12 protein-coding genes are annotated in these 19854 nt (G+C 63.1%); all 12 read left to right on the top strand.

Features of this window, described 5'->3' with window-relative positions; translation table 11 throughout:
- Nucleotides 1-290 precede the first annotated feature (290 nt).
- The 12 genes from rpoB to rplW all read left to right on the top strand — a co-directional run bounded on the left by rpoB (nucleotide 291) and on the right by rplW (nucleotide 19775).
- Nucleotides 291-3827 (top strand): DNA-directed RNA polymerase subunit beta, encoded by a 3537-nt coding sequence (gene rpoB, locus GJE22_RS08965; protein WP_144687975.1) that lies wholly within the window; start codon nucleotides 291-293, stop codon nucleotides 3825-3827.
- A gap of 6 nt (nucleotides 3828-3833) precedes the next feature.
- On the top strand, nucleotides 3834-8330 hold the full coding sequence (locus GJE22_RS08960) for a DNA-directed RNA polymerase subunit beta' (protein WP_186297396.1): 4497 nt from the start codon (nucleotides 3834-3836) through the stop codon (nucleotides 8328-8330).
- Between the two features lie 588 nt (nucleotides 8331-8918).
- Complete coding sequence (locus GJE22_RS08955) at nucleotides 8919-10217, top strand: CPBP family intramembrane glutamic endopeptidase (RefSeq protein WP_186297395.1); 1299 nt, start codon at nucleotides 8919-8921, stop codon at nucleotides 10215-10217.
- A 489-nt stretch (nucleotides 10218-10706) separates the two neighbouring features.
- Complete coding sequence (gene rpsL / locus GJE22_RS08950; RefSeq protein WP_019127874.1) at nucleotides 10707-11081, top strand: 30S ribosomal protein S12; 375 nt, start codon at nucleotides 10707-10709, stop codon at nucleotides 11079-11081.
- Between the two features lie 77 nt (nucleotides 11082-11158).
- Nucleotides 11159-11632, top strand: coding sequence for a 30S ribosomal protein S7 (gene rpsG, locus GJE22_RS08945; protein WP_022348926.1), 474 nt, complete (start codon nucleotides 11159-11161; stop codon nucleotides 11630-11632).
- A gap of 20 nt (nucleotides 11633-11652) precedes the next feature.
- A complete protein-coding gene (gene fusA / locus GJE22_RS08940; protein WP_087186737.1) occupies nucleotides 11653-13776 on the top strand; it encodes an elongation factor G in 2124 nt (707 codons plus the stop codon).
- Nucleotides 13777-13839: 63 nt separating this feature from the next.
- Nucleotides 13840-14148 carry a 30S ribosomal protein S10 gene (gene rpsJ / locus GJE22_RS08935; protein WP_019127877.1) on the top strand — a complete coding sequence of 103 codons (309 nt, stop codon included), beginning with the start codon at nucleotides 13840-13842 and terminating at the stop codon, nucleotides 14146-14148.
- Nucleotides 14149-14539: 391 nt separating this feature from the next.
- Nucleotides 14540-16669, top strand: coding sequence for an FUSC family protein (locus tag GJE22_RS08930; protein WP_235895785.1), 2130 nt, complete (start codon nucleotides 14540-14542; stop codon nucleotides 16667-16669).
- Nucleotides 16666-17625, top strand: coding sequence for a Gfo/Idh/MocA family protein (locus GJE22_RS08925; protein WP_144687972.1), 960 nt, complete (start codon nucleotides 16666-16668; stop codon nucleotides 17623-17625). The genes GJE22_RS08930 and GJE22_RS08925 overlap by 4 nt, the downstream gene beginning before the upstream one ends.
- 568 nt (nucleotides 17626-18193) lie before the next feature.
- Entirely contained in the window at nucleotides 18194-18814 is a 621-nt protein-coding gene (gene rplC / locus GJE22_RS08920) for a 50S ribosomal protein L3 (protein ID WP_019127881.1), read from the top strand.
- Nucleotides 18815-18860: 46 nt separating this feature from the next.
- A complete protein-coding gene (rplD, locus tag GJE22_RS08915) occupies nucleotides 18861-19487 on the top strand; it encodes a 50S ribosomal protein L4 (protein WP_144687971.1) in 627 nt (208 codons plus the stop codon).
- Complete coding sequence (rplW, locus tag GJE22_RS08910; RefSeq protein ID WP_022349933.1) at nucleotides 19488-19775, top strand: 50S ribosomal protein L23; 288 nt, start codon at nucleotides 19488-19490, stop codon at nucleotides 19773-19775. It abuts the gene before it with no gap.
- Nucleotides 19776-19854: the final 79 nt, after the last annotated feature.

Here is a 19854-nt window from a genome sequence, read left to right as displayed (position 1 = left end):
CTCACACAAAACTCATGAACAAATGTTCGATACACCAGCAACAACCTGCGGATTTAATAGTGAAGTTTTTTGCTACTCCAAAACAGTGCCTGCGTCAAGGAAAATCTTGCTAAACGGTAGGTGATTGGTAAACTTATAGGTTGCGAAACTGGCCCCATCAGGTGGATTGGGTCCGGAAAGCGTGAGAGGGCGGCTATGCCGCTCAAAGCGGGCGCGCATGCCCCGCGAGCGCTTCCGGCCATGCCGCCCATGAGGCCAACAAACCCGCCTTTTCAAGAAGGAGGAACAACCTGGTGGCAACATTAATTCCGCAGGCAACACCGACGGAGCGCGCTCGCGTCAACTTTGGCAAGATCGCGCCCTCCATGGAGCTTCCCAACCTCATCTCCGTGCAGAAGGAATCCTTCCAGCGCTTCATGGATGAGGGTCTCCGCGAAGCGTTCAGGGAGTCGAGCCCCATCCAGAGCCAGAACCACGTGCTGGAGGTCACCTTCGGTCATCACCAGTTCGGTGATGCTCCCCACACGGAAGACGAGTGCCGCGCCAAGGACATGACCTACCAGGCGCCGCTCCTCACCGAGGTTCGTCTCACCAACAAGGAGACGGGCGAGATCAAGGAGCAGCTCGTCTTCATGGGCGACTTCCCCATGATGACCGATCAGGGCACCTTCATCATCAACGGCACGGAGCGCATCGTCGTGAGCCAGCTCGTCCGTTCGCCGGGCGTGTACTTCTCGAGCGAGCAGGACGGCGTGGTCACGGACGCCAACGGCAAGACGACCCCCAAGGACATCTTCAAGGCGCAGGTCATCCCGGCCCGTGGTGCCTGGCTTGAGTTCGAGGTCGATAAGCACGACCAGCTCATGGTGTCCATCGACCGCAAGCGCAAGCAGTCTGCCACGATGTTCCTGCGCGCGCTCGGCATCGCGACCACCAACGACGAGATTCTCGAGCTCTTGGGCAACTCCGACGTGGTCAAGCGCTCCATCGAACGCGACACCGCGCTTACCCGCGAGGACGCCCTCATCGAGATCTATCGTCGTCTGCGTCCGGGCGAGCCCCCCACCGTGGATGCCTCCCGCAGCCTCCTCGAGGGCCTGCTCTTCAACCCGCAGCGCTACGACCTGGCGCGCGTGGGCCGCTACAAGGTGAACAAGAAGCTCGGCCTCGCTACCGAGGAAGAGGTCAAGATCCTCACCGACGAGGACATCGTTGCCACGCTCCGTTACCTCCTCGCGCTCGCCGCGGGGGAGGACGGCTTCTACACCGATGACATCGACCACTTCGGCAACCGTCGCGTGCGCACCGTGGGCGAGCTCGTTGCCAACCAGTTCCGCATCGGCATGAGCCGTATGGAGCGCGTGGTGCGCGAGCGCATGAGCTCTCAGGATATCGACGAGATCACCCCGCAGAGCCTCATCAACATCCGCCCCATCGTGGCCGCCATCAAGGAGTTCTTCGGCTCCTCGCAGCTTTCCCAGTTCATGGACCAGGCGAACCCGCTTACCGGCCTTTCTCATAAGCGCACGCTTTCCGCGCTCGGCCCCGGTGGCCTCGCCGGCCACAAGTCGGGTTCCAGCCGCCGCACGAACGTCCCCACGGCCGTGCGCGACGTTCACAATTCGCACTACTCCCGCATGTGCCCCATCGAGACGCCCGAAGGCCCCAACATCGGCCTCATCGGCCGCCTCGCGCTCTATGCTCGCGTGAATGAGTACGGCTTCATCGAGGCTCCGTACCGTCGCGTGGAAAACGGCAAGGTCACCGATATCATCGACTGGATGACGGCCGACGAAGAGGAAGACCACATCATCGCGCCGGCGAACACCCCGGTCGACCCCAAGACCAACGAGTTCGTGACCACCGACATCGACGGCAACATCGTGCGCCCGCACACCATCGTGGCCCGTACGCGCGACTACGACGGCAAGTTCGGTGCCCCCGCAGACGTTCTGGTCGAGGAAGTCGACTACATGGACGTCTCGCCTCGCCAGATGATCTCGGTCGCCGCCACCCTCATTCCGTTCCTCGAGCACGACGACGCCAAGCGTACCCTCATGGGTGCGAACATGCAGCGCCAGGCCGTGCCGCTCATCCACCCGGCCGCCCCGTACGTGGGCACGGGCATGGAGCGCCGCGCCGCGCTCGACTCGGGCGAGGTCACGCTTGCCAAGCACGACGGCGAGGTCGTGTTCGCCGACGCCGCGAAGATCACCATCAAGACCTCCGCGGGCCTGGAGGAGTACCGCCTGCCCAAGTACCAGCGCTCCAACCAGTCGACCTGCATCAACCACCGCCCGCTCGTGCGCGTGGGCGATACGGTTGCCGCCGGTGAGCCCATCGCCGACGGCCCCTCGACCGATCACGGCGAGCTCGCGCTCGGCCAGAACCTGACCGTGGCCTACATGAGCTGGGAAGGCTACAACTACGAGGACGCCATCGTGGTGTCCGAGCGCGTGGTGGCCGAGGACCTGCTCACCACCATCAACATCTCGCGTCACGAGATCGACGCGCGCGATACCAAGCTCGGCCCCGAGGAGATCACCCGCGAGGTGCCGAACCTCTCCGAGGACATGCTCGCGAACCTCGACGATGACGGCATCATCCGCATCGGCGCCGAGGTGGGCCCGGGCGACATCCTGGTGGGTAAGGTCACCCCGAAGGGCGAGAGCACCCAGACCGCCGAGGAGCGCCTGCTCAAGGCCATCTTCGGCGCCAAGGCACACGACGTGCGCGACACCTCGCTCAAGATGCCGCACGGCGCCTATGGCCGCGTCATCGACGTGGTGCGCTTCAGCCGCGAGAACGGCGACGACCTTGCACCCGGCGTGAACGAGCAGGTGCGCGTCTACGTTGCCCAGCGCCGCAAGATCCAGCAGGGCGACAAGATCGCCGGTCGCCACGGCAACAAGGGTGTTATCTCCGAGATCCTGCCGGTCGAGGACATGCCCTACATGGCCGACGGCACCCCGGTGGACGTCATCCTGAACCCGCTCGGCGTGCCTTCGCGTATGAACGTGGGCCAGCTCCTCGAGTGCCACCTCGGTTGGGCTGCTGCCGCCGGCTGGGATGTGGACGACGCCGATTCCGACAAGTACGTGCCCGGCCCGTTCTTCGTCTCGACGCCCGTCTTCGACGGCGCCAAGGAGGACGAGATCGCCGAGGTCATCCGCCGTGCCAACAAGAACATGCTCAACCTTGCCACCGAGCGCTATGGCGAGCACATGGACCCCAAGTTCGTGACCCAGCTCGACGAGCGCGGCAAGACCACGCTTTACGACGGCCGCTCCGGCGAGGAGTTCCGCGAGCCCATCACGGTTGGTACCTCCTACATCCTGAAGCTCGGCCACATGGTCGACGACAAGATCCATGCGCGCTCGACGGGCCCCTACAGCCTCGTGACCCAGCAGCCGCTGGGCGGCAAGGCTCAGTTCGGCGGCCAGCGCTTCGGCGAGATGGAGGTCTGGGCGCTCTACGCGTACGGCGCCTCCAACGTGCTGCAGGAGATCCTCACCGTTAAGTCCGACGATACCGTGGGCCGCGTGAAGGCCTACGAGTCCATCGTCAAGGGCGAGAACATCCCCACGGCCGGCATCCCCGAGTCGTTCAAGGTGCTCGTCAAGGAGATTCGCTCGCTCGCGCTCGACATCGAGCCGCTGCATGAGGCGGAGCCTGCTGCGAAGGCGCAGGTCGCGGATAAGGCCGATGAGGCCCTGCCCGTCGACCCCCTCGCCGACGAGGCCGTGCTCGGTGACGACGATCTGATCGCCGATGCCGCCGAGGTCTCGCTTCCCGACCTCGCCGCCACGACCACAGATAAGGAGTAGTTGACTGTGGCAGATTTCGAAGCTACTGATTTTGACGCGGTAAAGATCTCGCTGGCCAGCGCCGACCAGATTCGCTCTTGGTCCAAGGGCGAGGTCAAGAAGCCCGAGACCATCAACTACCGCACCTTGAAGCCGGAGAAGGACGGCCTGTTCTGCGAGAAGATCTTCGGACCTTCCAAGGACTGGGAGTGCTCCTGCGGCAAGTACAAGGGCATCCGTTTCAAGGGCATCGTCTGCGAGCGCTGCGGCGTCGAGGTGACCACCTCCAAGGTGCGCCGCGAGCGCATGGGCCACATCGAGCTGGCGGCTCCCGTGAGCCACATCTGGTTCTTCAAGAGCCCCACCAGCTTCCCCATGAGCCGTCTTCTGGACATCAAGTCCAAGGACCTCGAGAAGGTGCTCTACTTCGCGAGCTACATCATCACGCACGTGGATTATGAGGCTCGTGAGGCCGATGCCGACGACCTGCGCGAAGAGCTCGCCGCCGACCTGGAGGAGCTCGATGCCGAGTGCACCCGCCAGATCGAGAGCCTGAAGGCCCAGGGCAACCCCGAGAACTTCGATGAGTTCAGCGACGAGGAGCCCCTGACCGAGGAAGAGATCGCCGCCGGTATCATCGATATCGAGGAGGAGACGAAGGACGAGAAGCAGCTCCGCACGGACGCCTTCGAGGCCTTCATGAAGCTCTCCGAACGCGATCTCATCTCCGATGAGCCGCTCTTCCGCGAGATGAAGCGCTACTACAGCATGTATTTCTCCGGCGACATGGGCGCCGAGGCCATTCGCGACCTGCTCTCGCAGATTAACCTCAAGCAGGAGGCCGAGACCCTGAAGGCCATCATCGCCGACGAGGACGGCCAGAAGCAGAAGCGCGAGAAGGCCGTGAAGCGCCTTGAGGTCGTGGACGCCTTCCTGAAGGGCGGCAACGACCCCGCCAACATGATTCTCGACGTGATCCCCGTGATCCCGCCCGATCTGCGCCCGATGGTCCAGCTCGACGGCGGCCGCTTCGCCGCGTCCGACCTGAACGACCTCTATCGTCGCGTGATCAACCGTAACAACCGCCTGAAGCGCCTCTTGGACCTCGACGCCCCTGCGATCATCGTGAACAACGAGAAGCGCATGCTGCAGGAGGCCGTGGACGCGCTCTTCGACAACGGTCGTCGTGGGCGCCCGGTGTCCGGCCGCGGCGGTCGTCCGCTCAAGTCGCTCGCCGAGGCCCTCAAGGGCAAGCAGGGTCGCTTCCGCCAGAACCTGCTCGGTAAGCGCGTGGACTACTCCGGCCGTTCGGTTATCGTTACCGACCCCAAGCTCAAGCTGCACCAGTGCGGCCTGCCCAAGACCATGGCCCTCGAGCTCTTCAAGCCCTTCGTCATGAAGCGCCTCGTGGAGCTTGGCAAGGTCGAGAACATCAAGGGCGCCAAGCGCGCCATCGAGCGCAACGCGAGCTTCGTCTGGGACATCCTGGAAGAGGTCATCGACGGTCGCCTGGTGCTGCTCAACCGTGCACCTACCCTGCACCGTCTCTCCATCCAGGCGTTCGAGCCCGTGCTCGTTGAGGGCAAGGCCATCCACCTTCACCCGCTCGTCTGCGAGCCCTTCAACGCGGACTTCGACGGCGACCAGATGTCGGTGCACGTGCCGCTCTCGCAGCAGGCGCAGGCCGAGGCCCGCGTGCTCATGCTCAGCTCCAACAACCTGCGCTCGCCGGCGTCCGGCAAGCCCGTGAACACCCCGCGCCAGGACATGATCATCGGCGTGTACTACCTCACCCAGGCCCGCGATGGTCTGGCGGGCGAGGGCCACGTGTTCGCGAGCTTCGATGACGCCATGAACGCCTACGACGCCCGCACCGAGATCGACCTTCAGGCCAAGATTCAGGTGCGCGTGGCCGGCGAGGACGCCAACGTCGAGAACGAGGACGGCACCCGCCTGTTCCGCGTGAACAACGGCGGCGGCGACGTGCTGGAGCTCGACGTGACGGGCAACAAGACCGCTCGCTTCGAGACCACGATCGGCCGCATCATCTACAACCGCCAGTGCCTGCCGCGCGACTACGAGTACGTCAACTACAAAATGGGCTCGGGCGACGTGAAGAAGCTCGTGGCCGAGTGCTGCGACCGCTATCCGCAGGCCGAGGTTGCCGAAATGCTCGACAACATCAAGTACACCGGCTTCCACTACGCCACCCGCTCCGGCCTCACCATCTCGCTGTGGGACGCGCTCATCCCCGATGAGAAGCCCGAGATCCTGGCCGAGACCCAGGCGAAGGCCGACCAGATCAACGAGAACTTCGAGAACGGCCTTATCACGAGCCGCGAGCGCCACAACGAGGTGGTCCAGGTGTGGACCGACGCCACCGACAAGGTCTCCGCGCTCATGCTCGACATGTTCGACGAGGAGAACCCGCTCTACATGATGGCCGACTCCGGCGCCCGTGGTTCCAAGACCCAGCTGCGTCAGCTCGGCGGCATGCGCGGCCTCATGGCCGACATGTCCGGTGAGACGATCGACCTTCCCATTAAGGCGAACTTCCGCGAGGGCCTGCTGCCGCTCGAGTACTTCATCTCGACCTACGGCGCTCGTAAGGGCCTCGTCGACACCGCTTCGCACACCTCCGACTCCGGTTACCTCACGCGCCGTCTGGTCGACGTGGGCCAGGACGTCATCGTGCGCGAGGAGGACTGCGGCACGACCGAGGGCGTGACCTACGACCTCATTCTCGAGTCCGGCGACATCAACGCCGACCTCGTGGGCCGCTGCTTCATCGAGGACGTCGTTGCAGCGGACGGCACCGTGCTCTTCCACAAGGACGAGTACATCGAGCGCGAGGCCGATCTCAAGAAGATGATCGACGCCGGCCTCACCAAGGTGAAGCTGAGGGCGCTCCTCACCTGCCGTTCCAAGCACGGCGTGTGCCAGAAGTGCTACGGTTGGGACCTTTCCACCCGTCGCCCGGTTGCCATCGGTACCGCGGTGGGCATCATCGCCGCCCAGTCGATCGGCGAGCCCGGCACGCAGCTCACGATGCGTACCATTCACTCCGGCGGCGTCGCGGGCGTCGAGGACATCACCCAGGGTCTGCCGACTGTTTCGCGTATGTTCGACATCGTCGGCAACGTGAACGAGAAGATCCTCGGTGCCGAGGCCGTGCTCGCGCCGCACTCTGGTATGGTCACCATCGGAACCGACGAGAGCGGCTACGTGGCCACCATCACCGACATGGACGACCCGACCCGTGTGCTCGACGAGATCCACATCCCGTCCTCCGCGCACCTGAGCCCCGGGTTCCGCGACGGCGAGACTTGCGAGGTGCGCGCCGGCGACCTGATCACCCGCGGCTTCGTGAACTTCCGCAACCTCCGCAAGCTCACGGACATCGAGACCACCATGCACACCTTCGTGCACTCGGTGAAGGACGTCTACAGCTCGCAGGGCGTCGACCTGAACGACAAACACATCGAGGTGCTCGCGCGCCAGATGCTGCGCCGCGTTCAGATCACCAACCCCGGCGATTCCAAGTACCTGCTCGGTCAGTACGTCGACCGCTATGAGTTTGCCGATGAGGTCGAGCGCGTCGCCCGCCTGGGCGGCACCGCGCCCTCGGCTGAGCCGGTCATCCTCGGTACGCTGAAGGTTGCTTCGTCCATCGATTCCTGGCTCTCCAGCGCGTCGTTCATCCGCACTGCGGGCGTGCTCACCGAGGCCGCTATCGAGGGCAAGGTCGACCACCTCATGGACCTCAAGTCCAACGTCATCGTGGGCAAGAAGATCCCCGCGGGCACCGGTCTCAAGCCGTATGCCAACGCGACGCTGACCTATCGCACCCCCGAGGGCTATGTGGATGTGGACGGCCCCACCCTGCCGACCGCGCGCAGCCTTCCGGATTGGGCTCCCGCCGAGCTCAAGGAGCTCGACGAGCAGGTGCCGCAGGAGACGAGCTACGCCGGCTACGACGAGTTCGGCAGCGCCGACGGCTCCTTCACCCGCAACGGCCGTACGATTTCGGCCGAGGATGCGCGCCTGTACCTCTTCGACGACCTCGGCGTCTCGCAGCGCTGGACCAACAAGTTCAGCGAGGTGGGCATCGAGACCGTGGGCGACCTCATGGGCAAGAGCGAGGAGGACCTGCTTCGCATCGACGGCATTGGTGCCAAGGCGATCGAGGAGCTGCGCGACGGTCTCGAGGAGCACAACCTGCTCTACATCCTCGAGAACAACGAGGACGTGGCCGACGAAGAGGACCTCTCCCAGCTGCTCCAGATGGTGTTCTCGCCGGATGGTCCGGACGACATCCTGCTCGGCACGAGCGCGCCGCGCCACTACGAGGACGATGAGGAGATGATCGGTGCTCCGGCGGAGAGCTCTTCTGCCGACACCGCAGGCTCGGGCATCATCAACGAGGATATGCCCTCGCTGGAGGCTCTGCTCAACAAGCTCGTGGATACCGATGACGGCGACTCGCCCGAGGATCCGAACGGCCACAACAGCACGGAGGACTAGACTTCCCGTGCGGCATAGGCCGTAGCGAAACGTTCGCACAAGGCCCGTCTCTTCGGAGGCGGGCCTTTTGTCAAGGGGACGGTCCCCGATTTGGTGCGGAACGGGCCCGGTTTGGCCCGGGGCGGTTCCCGATATGGCCCCCGACTCGATATTCCATTCGTTGATTCCCCATTTGACACGTGGTTCGACGGAGCCGTGTTCCGGCGATTCATTTTCGTTTTCGGGCGACATTCGGACGCTCGCTGCGTTTTCGGGCAATAATCTGCCACTCCAGCGCTGTGTTATGGCGATATTTCGCCCGAGAACGCCTGGAGTGTCCAAATTGCGCCCGAGAACGCCTGGAGTGTCCAAATTGCGCCCGAGAACGCCGAGTGCGTCCAAAAGCTGCCCGGCAATGCCGAGTGTGTCCGAATGTCGCCCGGCAACACCGGGCCTGTCCAGAAGTCGCCCGAGAGCGCCGGGTGTTTCCAGAAGTCGCCCGGAGCGTATGGATATGCGGGACAAACGGGTACACTGGGACACAACATGTGCCAGCAGACATGTACAAATAGCAGAAGCGACAGGCCAGTGAAGGCGGAAGGAGGCATTATGCCCAAGATGGACGCGTCGCAGCGTTGGAAGAACCTGTTGCTCGCCGCGCTAGCGTTCGCGCTCATGATCGTGATGCCCACCCTTGCGAGCTATGTCGTTTCGTATGCCGTTATCTATGGTGCGGGCTTCGTTGGGGGAGAGCCCGCAATCGTGCGCGTCGTTGCGTTCATGAACGAGAACATGAACCTGTATTCCGCGCTCGTCTACCTCCTCTTCGGGATTCCTGTGTTGCTCTGGGTGCGAGGTATGCGCAACCGAGAGCGCGCTCGCCTACGCCACGCTCAGCTGGAACAGCAGTTTTTGGAAAGCCATGATGCCTATGCCGGGCAGCAATCGTTCGTGCCAGCCGCAGCTTCCGGGCAGCGTTCGATGGCGCCATCCACCACTACTGAGCAGCAGCCGTTCATGCCGGCGGCAGCTTCCGGGCCGCAGTCGTTCGAACCAGCCGCCGCTCCCGGGCGACAGCCTCTTTCCGGGAGCGCTGATTCTTCGCAGCGCCCGATAGCATCGGCCGCCGATTTCGCGTCCGCGTCTTTCCCGGAGCCGCCCCGCCCACCGGCTCGCTATATCTACTATGGTGACCGCCCGGTGGCATGGCAGCTTGCATCACAGGGTGGGTGCGCACCCCAGGCTCAGGGTGGGGGAGTGGCCCAGGCCCAAGCCCTTGCTTCTGCGCGGGCCCAGCTGAGCCGGCAAGGGCATTCCAAGCCCACGGTGAACGCGCGCATCCAGGGGGTTGACCGCAGACATTTCGTCGCGGCAGCACTCATGGGGTATGGGATGCAAATCGTGACAACCCTCATCATGGTTCTGGTGAACGTACTGCTTCCTTCTGTTATGGAGGAGTACAACACGCTCGTCGACGGCTCGGGCATCACGACCTACGGGCTCACGTGGGTCATCTCAACGCTCGTTCTGCCACCTCTTGTGGAAGAGGCGGGGTTCCGCGGCCTGGGCCTTACCTATTTGGAGCGCGCCGGAGTGCCCTTTGCGGTGGCGAACATTGTGCAGGCGCTCGCATTCGGCATCTTCCATATGAACCTTACGCAGGGCATATACACCTTCGTGCTCGGCCTCGCGCTTGGATACGTGACGCATCGGAGTGGGTCGACCGCTCCCGCCATGCTTATGCATCTCGTCTACAACCTCATGGGGACCTTGGGAAGCGACCTCATCTACAGCTATCTGCCTGCGCCGTTCCTCATCCTCCTCATAACCAACGTCATTGCCCTCGTGTACGCTTTCCGCCTGCTCCGACCGGAGCGGGGGCACGGTGCAGCGGCGATGCAAGCTTGACGCACTAAACCCTTCCGGGTTCATTTTCTTGACGAATGCACCGCACAAACCTGTCGAAATGCACGAAATTGGTAACATCAGCAAAGTTTTGCCGAGCACTCGTCAAGAAAATGCGCGCTGAGCCATGGCGCTTGAGAAGTATGAGGCGCCAATGGGCTGGGGGCATCAATCGGCCCGTGCGGCGGGCATCCGGCCCCTGCAGAGCGGCCGGGCACGCCCCCCTGACGAGCGGCTGGAGCCCCTGCGTAGCAATGATGCATCCCCACGTCGAGCGCTCGGGCGTGCCTCGCAACTCATCCCAGCCCCAAATGTGTGAAGAAATTCGGGAACTGCAGGAAAAGAAGGAAACGCCCGGAGGCGTGGTCTGTTGACATCGCTTGTCAATGCGCGTATCTTAGCGAACTGCGTGTTTCGAAGGTGGATGCTGACGCCTCGATTCAAGCCGTTGCACCTCGTACAAGCTGGAATCATCTAAAGAAGGAGTACGCTTTGCCTACAATTAACCAGCTGGTCCTCAAGGGCCGCAAGTCTAAGCCCGCGAAGTCCAAGAACGCGGCACTGCAGCACAACCCGCAGAAGCGCGGCGTGTGCACCCGCGTGTTCACCACCTCCCCCAAGAAGCCGAACTCGGCTCTTCGTAAGGTGGCTCGTGTGCGCCTGGTCAACGGCATCGAGGTTACCGCTTACATCCCCGGTGAGGGCCACAACCTCCAGGAGCACTCCATCGTGCTCGTTCGCGGCGGCCGTGTGCGCGACCTCCCTGGTGTGCGTTACAAGATCATCCGTGGTGCCTACGACTGCGCTGCGGTTCAGAACCGTATGCAGTCCCGCTCCCGCTACGGCGCGAAGCGTCCCAAGAAGTAAGCAACCACCCAGATTCGTCCTGCGGCGTCGCCTGGCGAACGTCGCATGAACACTTTCACGCTAGAGGAGATTAAACTATGCCGCGTCGTGCATCTAAGACTCATCGTCGCGAGGTTATGCCGGATGCCGTGTATAACAACCGTCTCGTGACCCAGCTCATCAACAAGGTCCTTCTCGACGGCAAGAAGTCCGTCGCGGAGCGCATCGTCTACGGTGCCTTCGATCTGGTGGCCGAGAAGTCCGGCCAGGACGCTCTCGCCGTCTTCAAGAAGGCCATGGACAACGTCAAGCCCACGCTCGAGCTCAAGCCTCGCCGCGTTGGTGGCGCCACCTATCAGGTGCCTGTCGAGGTCAACTCCCGTCGCTCCACGCAGCTCGCGATCCGCTGGATCGTGAACTTCTCGCGTGCCCGCAAGGAAAAGACCATGGCCGAGCGTCTCGCCAACGAGATCCTCGACGCCTCGAACGGCGTCGGCGCTTCCATCAAGCGTCGCGAGGACCTCTTCAAGATGGCTGAGGCCAACCGTGCCTTCGCACATTACCGCTGGTAATCCAGGAAGGGTAGATACTCATGGCTAAGGCTAAGTACAAGCTTTCCGAAACCCGCAACATCGGCATCATGGCCCACATCGATGCCGGCAAGACCACCACGACCGAGCGCATCCTGTACTACACGGGCAAGACGCATAAGATCGGCGAGGTTCACGAGGGCGCTGCCACCATGGACTGGATGGTCCAGGAGCAGGAGCGCGGCGTGACCATCACCTCCGCTGCCACCACGTGCTTCTGGCACAAGGGCGGCGACGTGAAGAACGGCCCCGCCTACCGCATCCAGATCATCGACACCCCGGGCCACGTGGACTTCACCTCCGAGGTCGAGCGTTCGCTGCGCGTCCTCGACGGTGCCGTTGCCGTGTTCGACGCCGTGGCTGGCGTGCAGCCCCAGTCCGAGACCGTGTGGCGCCAGGCTCGCAACTACAACGTCCCGCGCATCGCCTTCATCAACAAGTTCGACCGCGTGGGCGCCGACTTCTGGCATGCCATCGACACCATGAAGGACCGCCTCAACGCTAACGCCGTGGCCATCCAGGTCCCGATGGGCGCCGAGGATAACTTCTGGGGCATCATCGACCTCGTCACCATGACCGCGTGGGACTTCAAGGCCGACGACAAGGGCATGACCTATCCCGAGCCCATGGACGCGATCCCCGCTGAGTTCGAGGAGATTGCTGCTGAGAAGCGCGAGGAGCTCCTTGACGCCGCCGCCAACTACGACGACGAGCTCATGGAGATGATCCTCGAGGAGCAGGAGATCCCCGTCGAGAAGCTCAAGGACGCCATTCGCGCCGGCGTGCTCGCCAACGAGCTCAACCCCGTTCTCGTGGGCTCCGCGTACAAGAACAAGGGTGTGCAGGAGCTCCTCGACGCCGTCGTCGATTACCTCCCGAGCCCGCTCGACATCCCGCCCGTGGACGGCACCAACCCCGACACCGGCGAGGAGGACGTGCGCAAGGCCGACTACGACGAGCCCTTCTCCGCGCTCGCCTTCAAGATCATGACCGATCCCTACGTGGGTAAGCTCACCTTCTTCCGCGTGTACTCCGGTCACGTTGACGCCGGCTCCTACGTGGTGAACGCCACCAACGGCCAGCGCGAGCGCTTCGGCCGCATCCTCGAGATGAACGCGAACGACCGCGTTGACGTCGACGGTGCCTTCGCCGGCGACATCCTCGCCGCCGTGGGTCTTAAGAACACCACCACCGGCGACACCCTCTGCGAGGAGGGCCACGAGATCATCCTCGAGTCCATGGAGTTCCCCGACCCGGTTATCGACGTCGCCGTCGAGCCCAAGACCAAGGCCGAGCAGGACAAGATGAGCCTCGCGCTCACCAAGCTCGCCGAGGAGGACCCGACCTTCCAGGTGCGCACCGACCACGAGACCGGCCAGACCATCATCGCCGGCATGGGCGAGCTGCACCTCGAGATCATCGTCGACCGTCTGCTCCGCGAGTTCAAGGTCGAGGCCAACGTTGGTAAGCCGCAGGTTGCCTACCGTGAGGCCCCGGGCCACGATGTCGATCGTGCCGAGGGCAAGTTCGTCCGCCAGTCCGGCGGTCGCGGCCAGTACGGTCACGCCGTCATCAAGCTCGAGAAGATGGAAGAGGGCTTCGGCTACGAGTTCGTCAACGGCATCGTTGGCGGCGTGGTGCCGAAGGAGTACATCCCCTCCATCGACAAGGGCATCCAGGAGGCGCTGCAGACGGGCGTTATCGCCGGTTATCCGGTGGTCGATGTCAAGGTGACCCTCTTCGACGGTTCCTACCACGAGGTCGACTCCTCCGAGGCCGCGTTCAAGATCGCCGGTTCCATGGCCATCAAGGACGCCCTCAAGAAGTCCGACCCGATCCTGCTTGAGCCGGTCATGGCCGTCGAGGTCGAGACCCCCGAGCAGTACATGGGCGACGTCATGGGCAACCTCTCTGGTCGCCGCGGCAAGATCGAGGGTATGGACGATCGTTCCGGCAACAAGGTTATTCGCGCCAAGGTGCCGCTGGGCGAGATGTTCGGCTATGCAACCGACCTCCGCTCCCAGACGCAGGGCCGCGCGTCCTACACCATGCAGTTCGACTCGTACGAGCCGGCGCCCAAGTCTGTCGCCGACGAGGTCGTCAGCAAGGCTGGCGGCAACGCGTAAGTACGCGCGATCGCTCGATTAGGTATCAATCGCGCGTATCACGCGCACATCAAGGAGGTAACGTTGTCTACCCAGAAGATCAGGATCCGCCTCAAGGGCTATGATCACGAGATCGTCGACCAGTCCGCGAAGCTCATCGTCGAGACCGCTCAGAAGACCGGTGCTCGCGTTTCCGGCCCCATCCCGCTGCCCACCGAGCGCAACCTCTACACGGTCATCCGCTCGCCGCACAAGGACAAGGACTCCCGCGAGCAGTTTGAGATGCGCACCCACAAGCGCCTCATCGACATCCTCGATCCCTCCGCTGGCACCGTCGATTCGCTCATGCGTCTCGACCTTCCCGCGGGCGTTGACATCGAGATCAAGCTCTAAGCGCAAAGGGCTGTAACTCCCTTCGGAAGCCCCCGGTTTCCTCCTTCGCTGGTCCTCGCAGTTCAGCAGAGCTGAACTGCTGCGGAAGCGCTCAGGAGGAAACCGGGGGCTTCCTGCGTTTTCGCCCTTTAGGGCGCGTTTTGGAGGTAGTGTCCCTGAGGGGTTTGGGCCCTCGCGCTGCGCGCATCGGGCGTGCATGGGGTTTGGACATGATTGGGGCTTGGGCCCTCGGCCTTCGGCCATTGGGCGTGCGCGGGGCGTGCGGACATGGCTGGGGCCTGGGGCCCTCGCGCTGCGCGCGTCGGGCGTGCATGGGGCTTGGGCTGTGATGCCTGGCTGCCTGGAGTATGATGTGATGGCGACGGGATGGGCGAGGCGAATTGGGTGAAGCGTGGCGAGCCGTGAGGGAACAACCGATGCAGGGCGTAGCTTGGGCGCGAAGGGCGCCGTGGCGCGCTTTGAGCGTGTTGCCATGCGGGCGCGCAGCCTTTTTTCGACATGGCGTCGTGAGACGCTGCCAGGGCTGCCCGCGCAGATTAAAAAGGCGCTCCCCGTTGCGGGCTTCTTCATTGTGCTGTTCTGGATCGTGGTGGGGCTCTTTGGCATCTCGCATGTCATGCCCGTATCGTGTTACACCACGCTCTTCAATGTGCGTCATCGCAAATACAACAAGCCCACGCAGTACCTTCGATTCTTTGCAGTGAGCTACCTCGCGCTTCTGGCAGCTTGTCTGGCTACGCTGGGTGTCGTTCCCAGCATCGCAATCAATGCGGCAATGCCATTCGTCTTTGTGTTCATGCGCTCCTCCCAGCTGAACCCGCGTCGCTACTTTCCCTATACGATGCTTTTCGTCTTCCTTCAGCTCCGCCCGGAGTACCTAGACGACCTTGCGCTCGAGGCCGGGCTCCTCACGGTGTGCTGCATCGTGCTTACGGTTGCCCTGCTTGTCTCGGGCGTTGCCTATCACAAGGCTGACGATAACCTTCGCCAGCTTCATGACATGGTTGCCCGCCTTGCCGACGAGCTCAACCATATGGCGGATACGGGCATCGGTGGCAGCACGCGCAGGGAGCTGCTCAGGTTGCGTGCGGATTATACGAAGCTTGCCTACGGCGTGCGAGAAGACGCCAACGCGCAGCCCACCATTTCGAACCTCTACGATATGTTCGCCATGCTTGCGCAGCGCACGGCTTATCTTGTGGGCCGCCTTGAGTGGCATGAGGGGCCGGGGTGCCCGAATGCTCCCTATCTAAGGAAGCTCGCTTCGCTTACGCGCGACGTGGGCGTTGCCTTGGAGAGCCAGGGGCATCGCGCGCTCGTGGCGGGGCGCGCCCAGGGCTTGCTTGACGAGGCGGATTCCATTGAAAACGACCGCTTCCGCCTCTTTTATCGAAGCTATCTGCATATGACGCTGCTTGTGCTCCGCGATGCGGGCAGGAGGTTTGCCGGTGCGTGGAACATGTCGCCCCTTACGCAGCTGCGCATCGCTTCGTTCCGCAAGCACCCCACCCTCGACTCGTTTGAGCTGCGTTTCTCGGTGCGCTGCGCAGCGGTTCTTGCCGTATCCTGCACGGTGAGCCTCGCTTCGCCCGTCGACCATCTCTACTGGTTCCCGCTCACTGCGTTTCTGCTCACGCAGCCATTCCACGCCGAGAGCATCCGCCGCATGCGCACGCGCACGATGGGGACGGTGCTGGGGTGTCTCTTCGTACACGGACTCTCGCTTTTGAGCTTGCCGTATCCAGCGGTGATGGCGGTGGGGATGGTGCTCATCACGTGCCTGTACGCCTCGACGCCGGGCGGCACGCCGATGGCGTTCTTCGCGACGGCGTATGCGCTTTCCATGGCGTCGGTGTCCATCGACGACCAATATGCCATCTGGATGCGCCTCGCGTGCCTTGCCGCGGCGGTGCTTCTCGTTTCCTTGGTGAATCGCTTGGTCATGCCCACAAGCGATCACACCCTCTTTCTAGCAAACGTGCACGAGCTCTTCGCATTGCTCGAGCGCTATTGGGCACTCATGCGCAAGAGCCTCGAGGGTACGGTAGATGCGGTGACGTCGAGCGAGGCGCTGCTGCACATTCAGATGGTCCATACCCAGGCGGCGGCATACGCGAACAAGATGCCCGAGCGCACGCTCGACGAGCGCGCCGAGAAGCAGATGACCAGGCGCGTGCTCTTCTGCCTGTGGGAGCTTGTCTGCGAGCTCGAGCAGCTGGGCTTCCTCATCCGCGTCGATGCGGTGGACGCTTCGGAATATCCGCGGCTGGAGCGGTTCATGCTGCTTGCCGAGGTGTGCAGCAACCCCTTCGTAGTGGATGCGCGCCTTGGGGAGGCCAAGCAGCTCATAGAGGGATTCAAAGAGGAGGATCTGAAGTATCTGCTCAGGCAATATCTCAAGCGCGCCGGGGTGCTTGCGGCGGCGCTCACAGCGGCGCGGGGCACGGTCATGGGGCGCCCGAGCTACCGCGAGGAAGTGGCCGAGATAGGCAATGGCGCTGTAGATGGGAGTTCAAGATGATTCGTTTCGGTATCCTGGGTGCAGGCAACATTGCGCATCGGTTCGCGGCGAGCTTGGCAAAGGTTGAGGGAGCCGAGCTTGTGGCGGCGAGCCGCCGGACGGCAGAGAAGGCTGCAGCATTTCTTGCCGAGGTGCCGTGCGCGTCTGGCGCCCGGGCCTATGGCGATCACGAGGCGCTGCTCGCAGACCCCGAGGTTGACGCCATCTATCTTGCCCTACCGCACGACCTTCATCATGCGTGGGCCCTGCGGGCGCTCGATGCGGGAAAGGCAGTGCTCTGCGAGAAGCCAGCGATGCTCTCCGAGGCGGAGGCGGCTGAGGTTACCGCTGCCGCTCGCGAACGCGGCCTGCTCTTCATGGAGGCCATGAAGACGCGCTTTGTGCCGTTGCACCCGCACGTTATGGACGCGGTTGGTGCTTTGGGTCCCGTCGCGCGCGTGCATGCGTCGCTTTGCAACGATGCGCTTGCATCCTACCGCACGCGCGACACCTATATTCTTGGCGGAGGCCCGGGGTCGGGCGTGCTGCTCGATTGTGGCATCTATTGCGCGAGCTGGCTCGACGAGCTGCTTCCCGGCGAGATCGCTGTTGAGCGCGTGGACACGGCGTTCTATGGGGGGTCCGACGTCTACGTTGATGCCCACATGGCAATCGGCGGGGTAGCCGCGGAGCTCGAGTGCGCCTGCGACCGCGCGCGGCCGCGGCAGCTGGTCGTCGAGGGCGAGCGGGGCGTGCTCACGGTCGACGACCTGCACCGTCCTCAACATGCGGAGCTTCGAATCGCGGGCGAGCAAGCTCGTATTCTCGACGTGCCCTACGAGGTTGACGATTTCTATGGCCAAATCACCCATTTCTGCAGCCTCATGCGCGCGGGCGCGCTTGAAAGCCCCGTGATGTCCCATGCTGCCACCCTCCGCTGCGCTCGGATACTCGATCGTATCCGCGCTGCGTGGTGATCCGTGGGACAGCTGCGCATCGATTGCTGCACATCTGGAGTTATCGAATAGCGAGGGGGGTGCCACGTCGCTCACCGCTGCAAATATGGAGTTATCCGCGTTCAGTGCAGCATATCTGGAGTTATCGGTCCCTGCAGACGGCTTTAACTCCAGAAATGCAGCTCTCGCTGTGCGTAACTCCAAATCTGCGGCGGTCGGCGAGGCAAACCCATATTTGGGTAGTCGCCGTACCTGAATCCGCATCAGCACCGTCCGATGCCGCTTGGCTCCATATTCGCGCCACCGGCCGAGGGGGCGCTGGCAGCACCTCAAGCAGTTTGTCCTTGGCGTAGCCCGTGGCGTGAAGAGTTTGTGGAAGCTAAGGGATACGCCCGCCCCCGTGTATACTACTGAAGCTGTGCCTTTATGGGGAGGATTCTGTCTCGCCGGTGTGGACCAAATATGGGTTGCACGGTCTAGCAGGGGAGATGGAACTCAAACCGGCGGCACATCTGTCGGAGTGGTCCGCTGGGGGCGAGCGCAAGGGGTGCTCGCAGGTCCCAAGACCACAGAGGGTTAGGATCATTGAATGATCAAGATGATTCTCGGCCGCAAGATCGGTATGACCCAGGTGTGGGACGACGACGATAACGTCGTGCCCGTCACGGTCATCCAGGCTGGCCCCTGCGCTGTCTCGCAGGTTAAAACCAAGGCAACCGATGGCTACGATGCCGTCCAGATCGGTTTCGGCGACATCAAGGCCAAGAACGTGAACAAGCCCATGGCTGGTCACTTCGCCAAGGCCGGCGTCGAGCCCGTGCGCTACCTGCGCGAGGTCCGCGTCGAGAATGGCGAGGACCACAAGGTCGGCGAGACCGTCACCGTCGCCGATTTCGAGGGCGTCGCCAAGGTCGACGTCATCGGCACCTCCAAGGGCAAGGGCTTCCAGGGTCGCATCAAGCGCTGGGGTCAGCGCCGCGGTCCCATGACCCACGGTTCTCACTTCAAGCGTCACCCGGGCTCCATCGGCCAGTGCGCCTACCCGGCGCGCGTCCTCAAGGGCGTTAAGATGGCCGGTCACATGGGCAACGAGCGCGTGACCGTCAAGAACCTGACCGTTGTCCGCATCGATGCCGACCAGAACCTCATGCTCGTGAAGGGCGCCGTCCCCGGTGCCAAGAACGGCCTGGTCGCCATCCGTATGGCGTAATCGCTACCGTGTAGATAAGCCACGTCATACCAAGGAGAACACTTACATGTCTAAGTTTGAAGTAAAGAACAGCGAGGGCAAGAAGGTCGCAGAGGCCGAGCTCGCTGCCGAGGTGTACGGCATCGAGCCGAACACCCACGTCATGCATCACATCGTGAAGTGCCAGATGGCCTCTTGGCGTTCCGGCACCCAGTCCACCAAGGGCCGCAGCGAGGTCTCTGGCGGTGGCGCCAAGCCGTGGCGCCAGAAGGGCACCGGTCGTGCCCGCCAGGGTTCCATCCGCGCCGGCCAGTGGCGTCACGGTGGCGTCATCCACGGCCCCAAGCCGCGTCTGTACACCAAGCGCATGAACAACAAAGAGGTCAAGCTCGCCATGCGCTCCGCGCTTTCCGCTAAGGTGCGCGACAACGAGCTCGTGCTCGTGGACGACTACGGCTTCGAGAAGCCGTCCACCAAGGCTGCCGTCGCCATGCTCAAGGCCCTGGGCCTCAAGGGCAAGCGCCTCACCATCATCGTCCGCGACGATGACATCAACGCGTTCCTGTCCTTCCGCAACATCCCCAAGACGTTCATCATCACGCCGTCCGAGGCCAACACCTACGACCTCATCAACAACGGCGCCCTGCTGATGCCCGCCGACGTTGCCGCTCACTTCGGGGAGGTGCTTGCATAAATGACCGCCCACGAGATCATCATCCGCCCGATCGTGTCCGAGCGCTCCTTCGACCTCATGGAGGAGAACAAGTACACCTTCGAGGTTGCTCGCGATGCCAACAAGTACCAGATCAAGGACGCCGTCGAGGAGCTCTTCAACGTTAAGGTCACCTCGGTGAACACCATCAACGTGAAGCCCAAGACCAAGCGCGTGCGCTATGTGGCCGGCAAGACCCGTCAGTGGAAGAAGGCCATCGTCACGCTCGCCGAGGGCGACTCGATCGAGATCTACGGCAACCAGGCCTAAGGCCTGCGCCTTGGCTTACCGCCTCGGCGGTAAGCGTATCGGGCGCTTGAGATAGAGCCGCCCGGTACCGTGGTAATCC

The organism is Enorma shizhengliae (assembly GCF_009676995.1).
GTDB classification, from domain to species: Bacteria; Actinomycetota; Coriobacteriia; order Coriobacteriales; family Coriobacteriaceae; genus Enorma; species Enorma massiliensis.
This window is presented reverse-complemented; position numbering and strand designations above follow the sequence as displayed.

What these genes read in the sequence shown, in the direction of transcription:
- GJE22_RS08955 (WP_186297395.1), top strand. Translation starts at nt 8,919, where the DNA reads ATGCCCAAGATGGACGCGTCGCAGCGTTGGAAGAACCTGTTGCTCGCC.
- rpsG (WP_022348926.1), top strand. Translation starts at nt 11,159, where the DNA reads ATGCCGCGTCGTGCATCTAAGACTCATCGTCGCGAGGTTATGCCGGAT.
- fusA (WP_087186737.1), top strand. Translation starts at nt 11,653, where the DNA reads ATGGCTAAGGCTAAGTACAAGCTTTCCGAAACCCGCAACATCGGCATC.
- GJE22_RS08925 (WP_144687972.1), top strand. Translation starts at nt 16,666, where the DNA reads ATGATTCGTTTCGGTATCCTGGGTGCAGGCAACATTGCGCATCGGTTC.
- rplC (WP_019127881.1), top strand. Translation starts at nt 18,194, where the DNA reads ATGATCAAGATGATTCTCGGCCGCAAGATCGGTATGACCCAGGTGTGG.
- rplD (WP_144687971.1), top strand. Translation starts at nt 18,861, where the DNA reads ATGTCTAAGTTTGAAGTAAAGAACAGCGAGGGCAAGAAGGTCGCAGAG.
- rplW (WP_022349933.1), top strand. Translation starts at nt 19,488, where the DNA reads ATGACCGCCCACGAGATCATCATCCGCCCGATCGTGTCCGAGCGCTCC.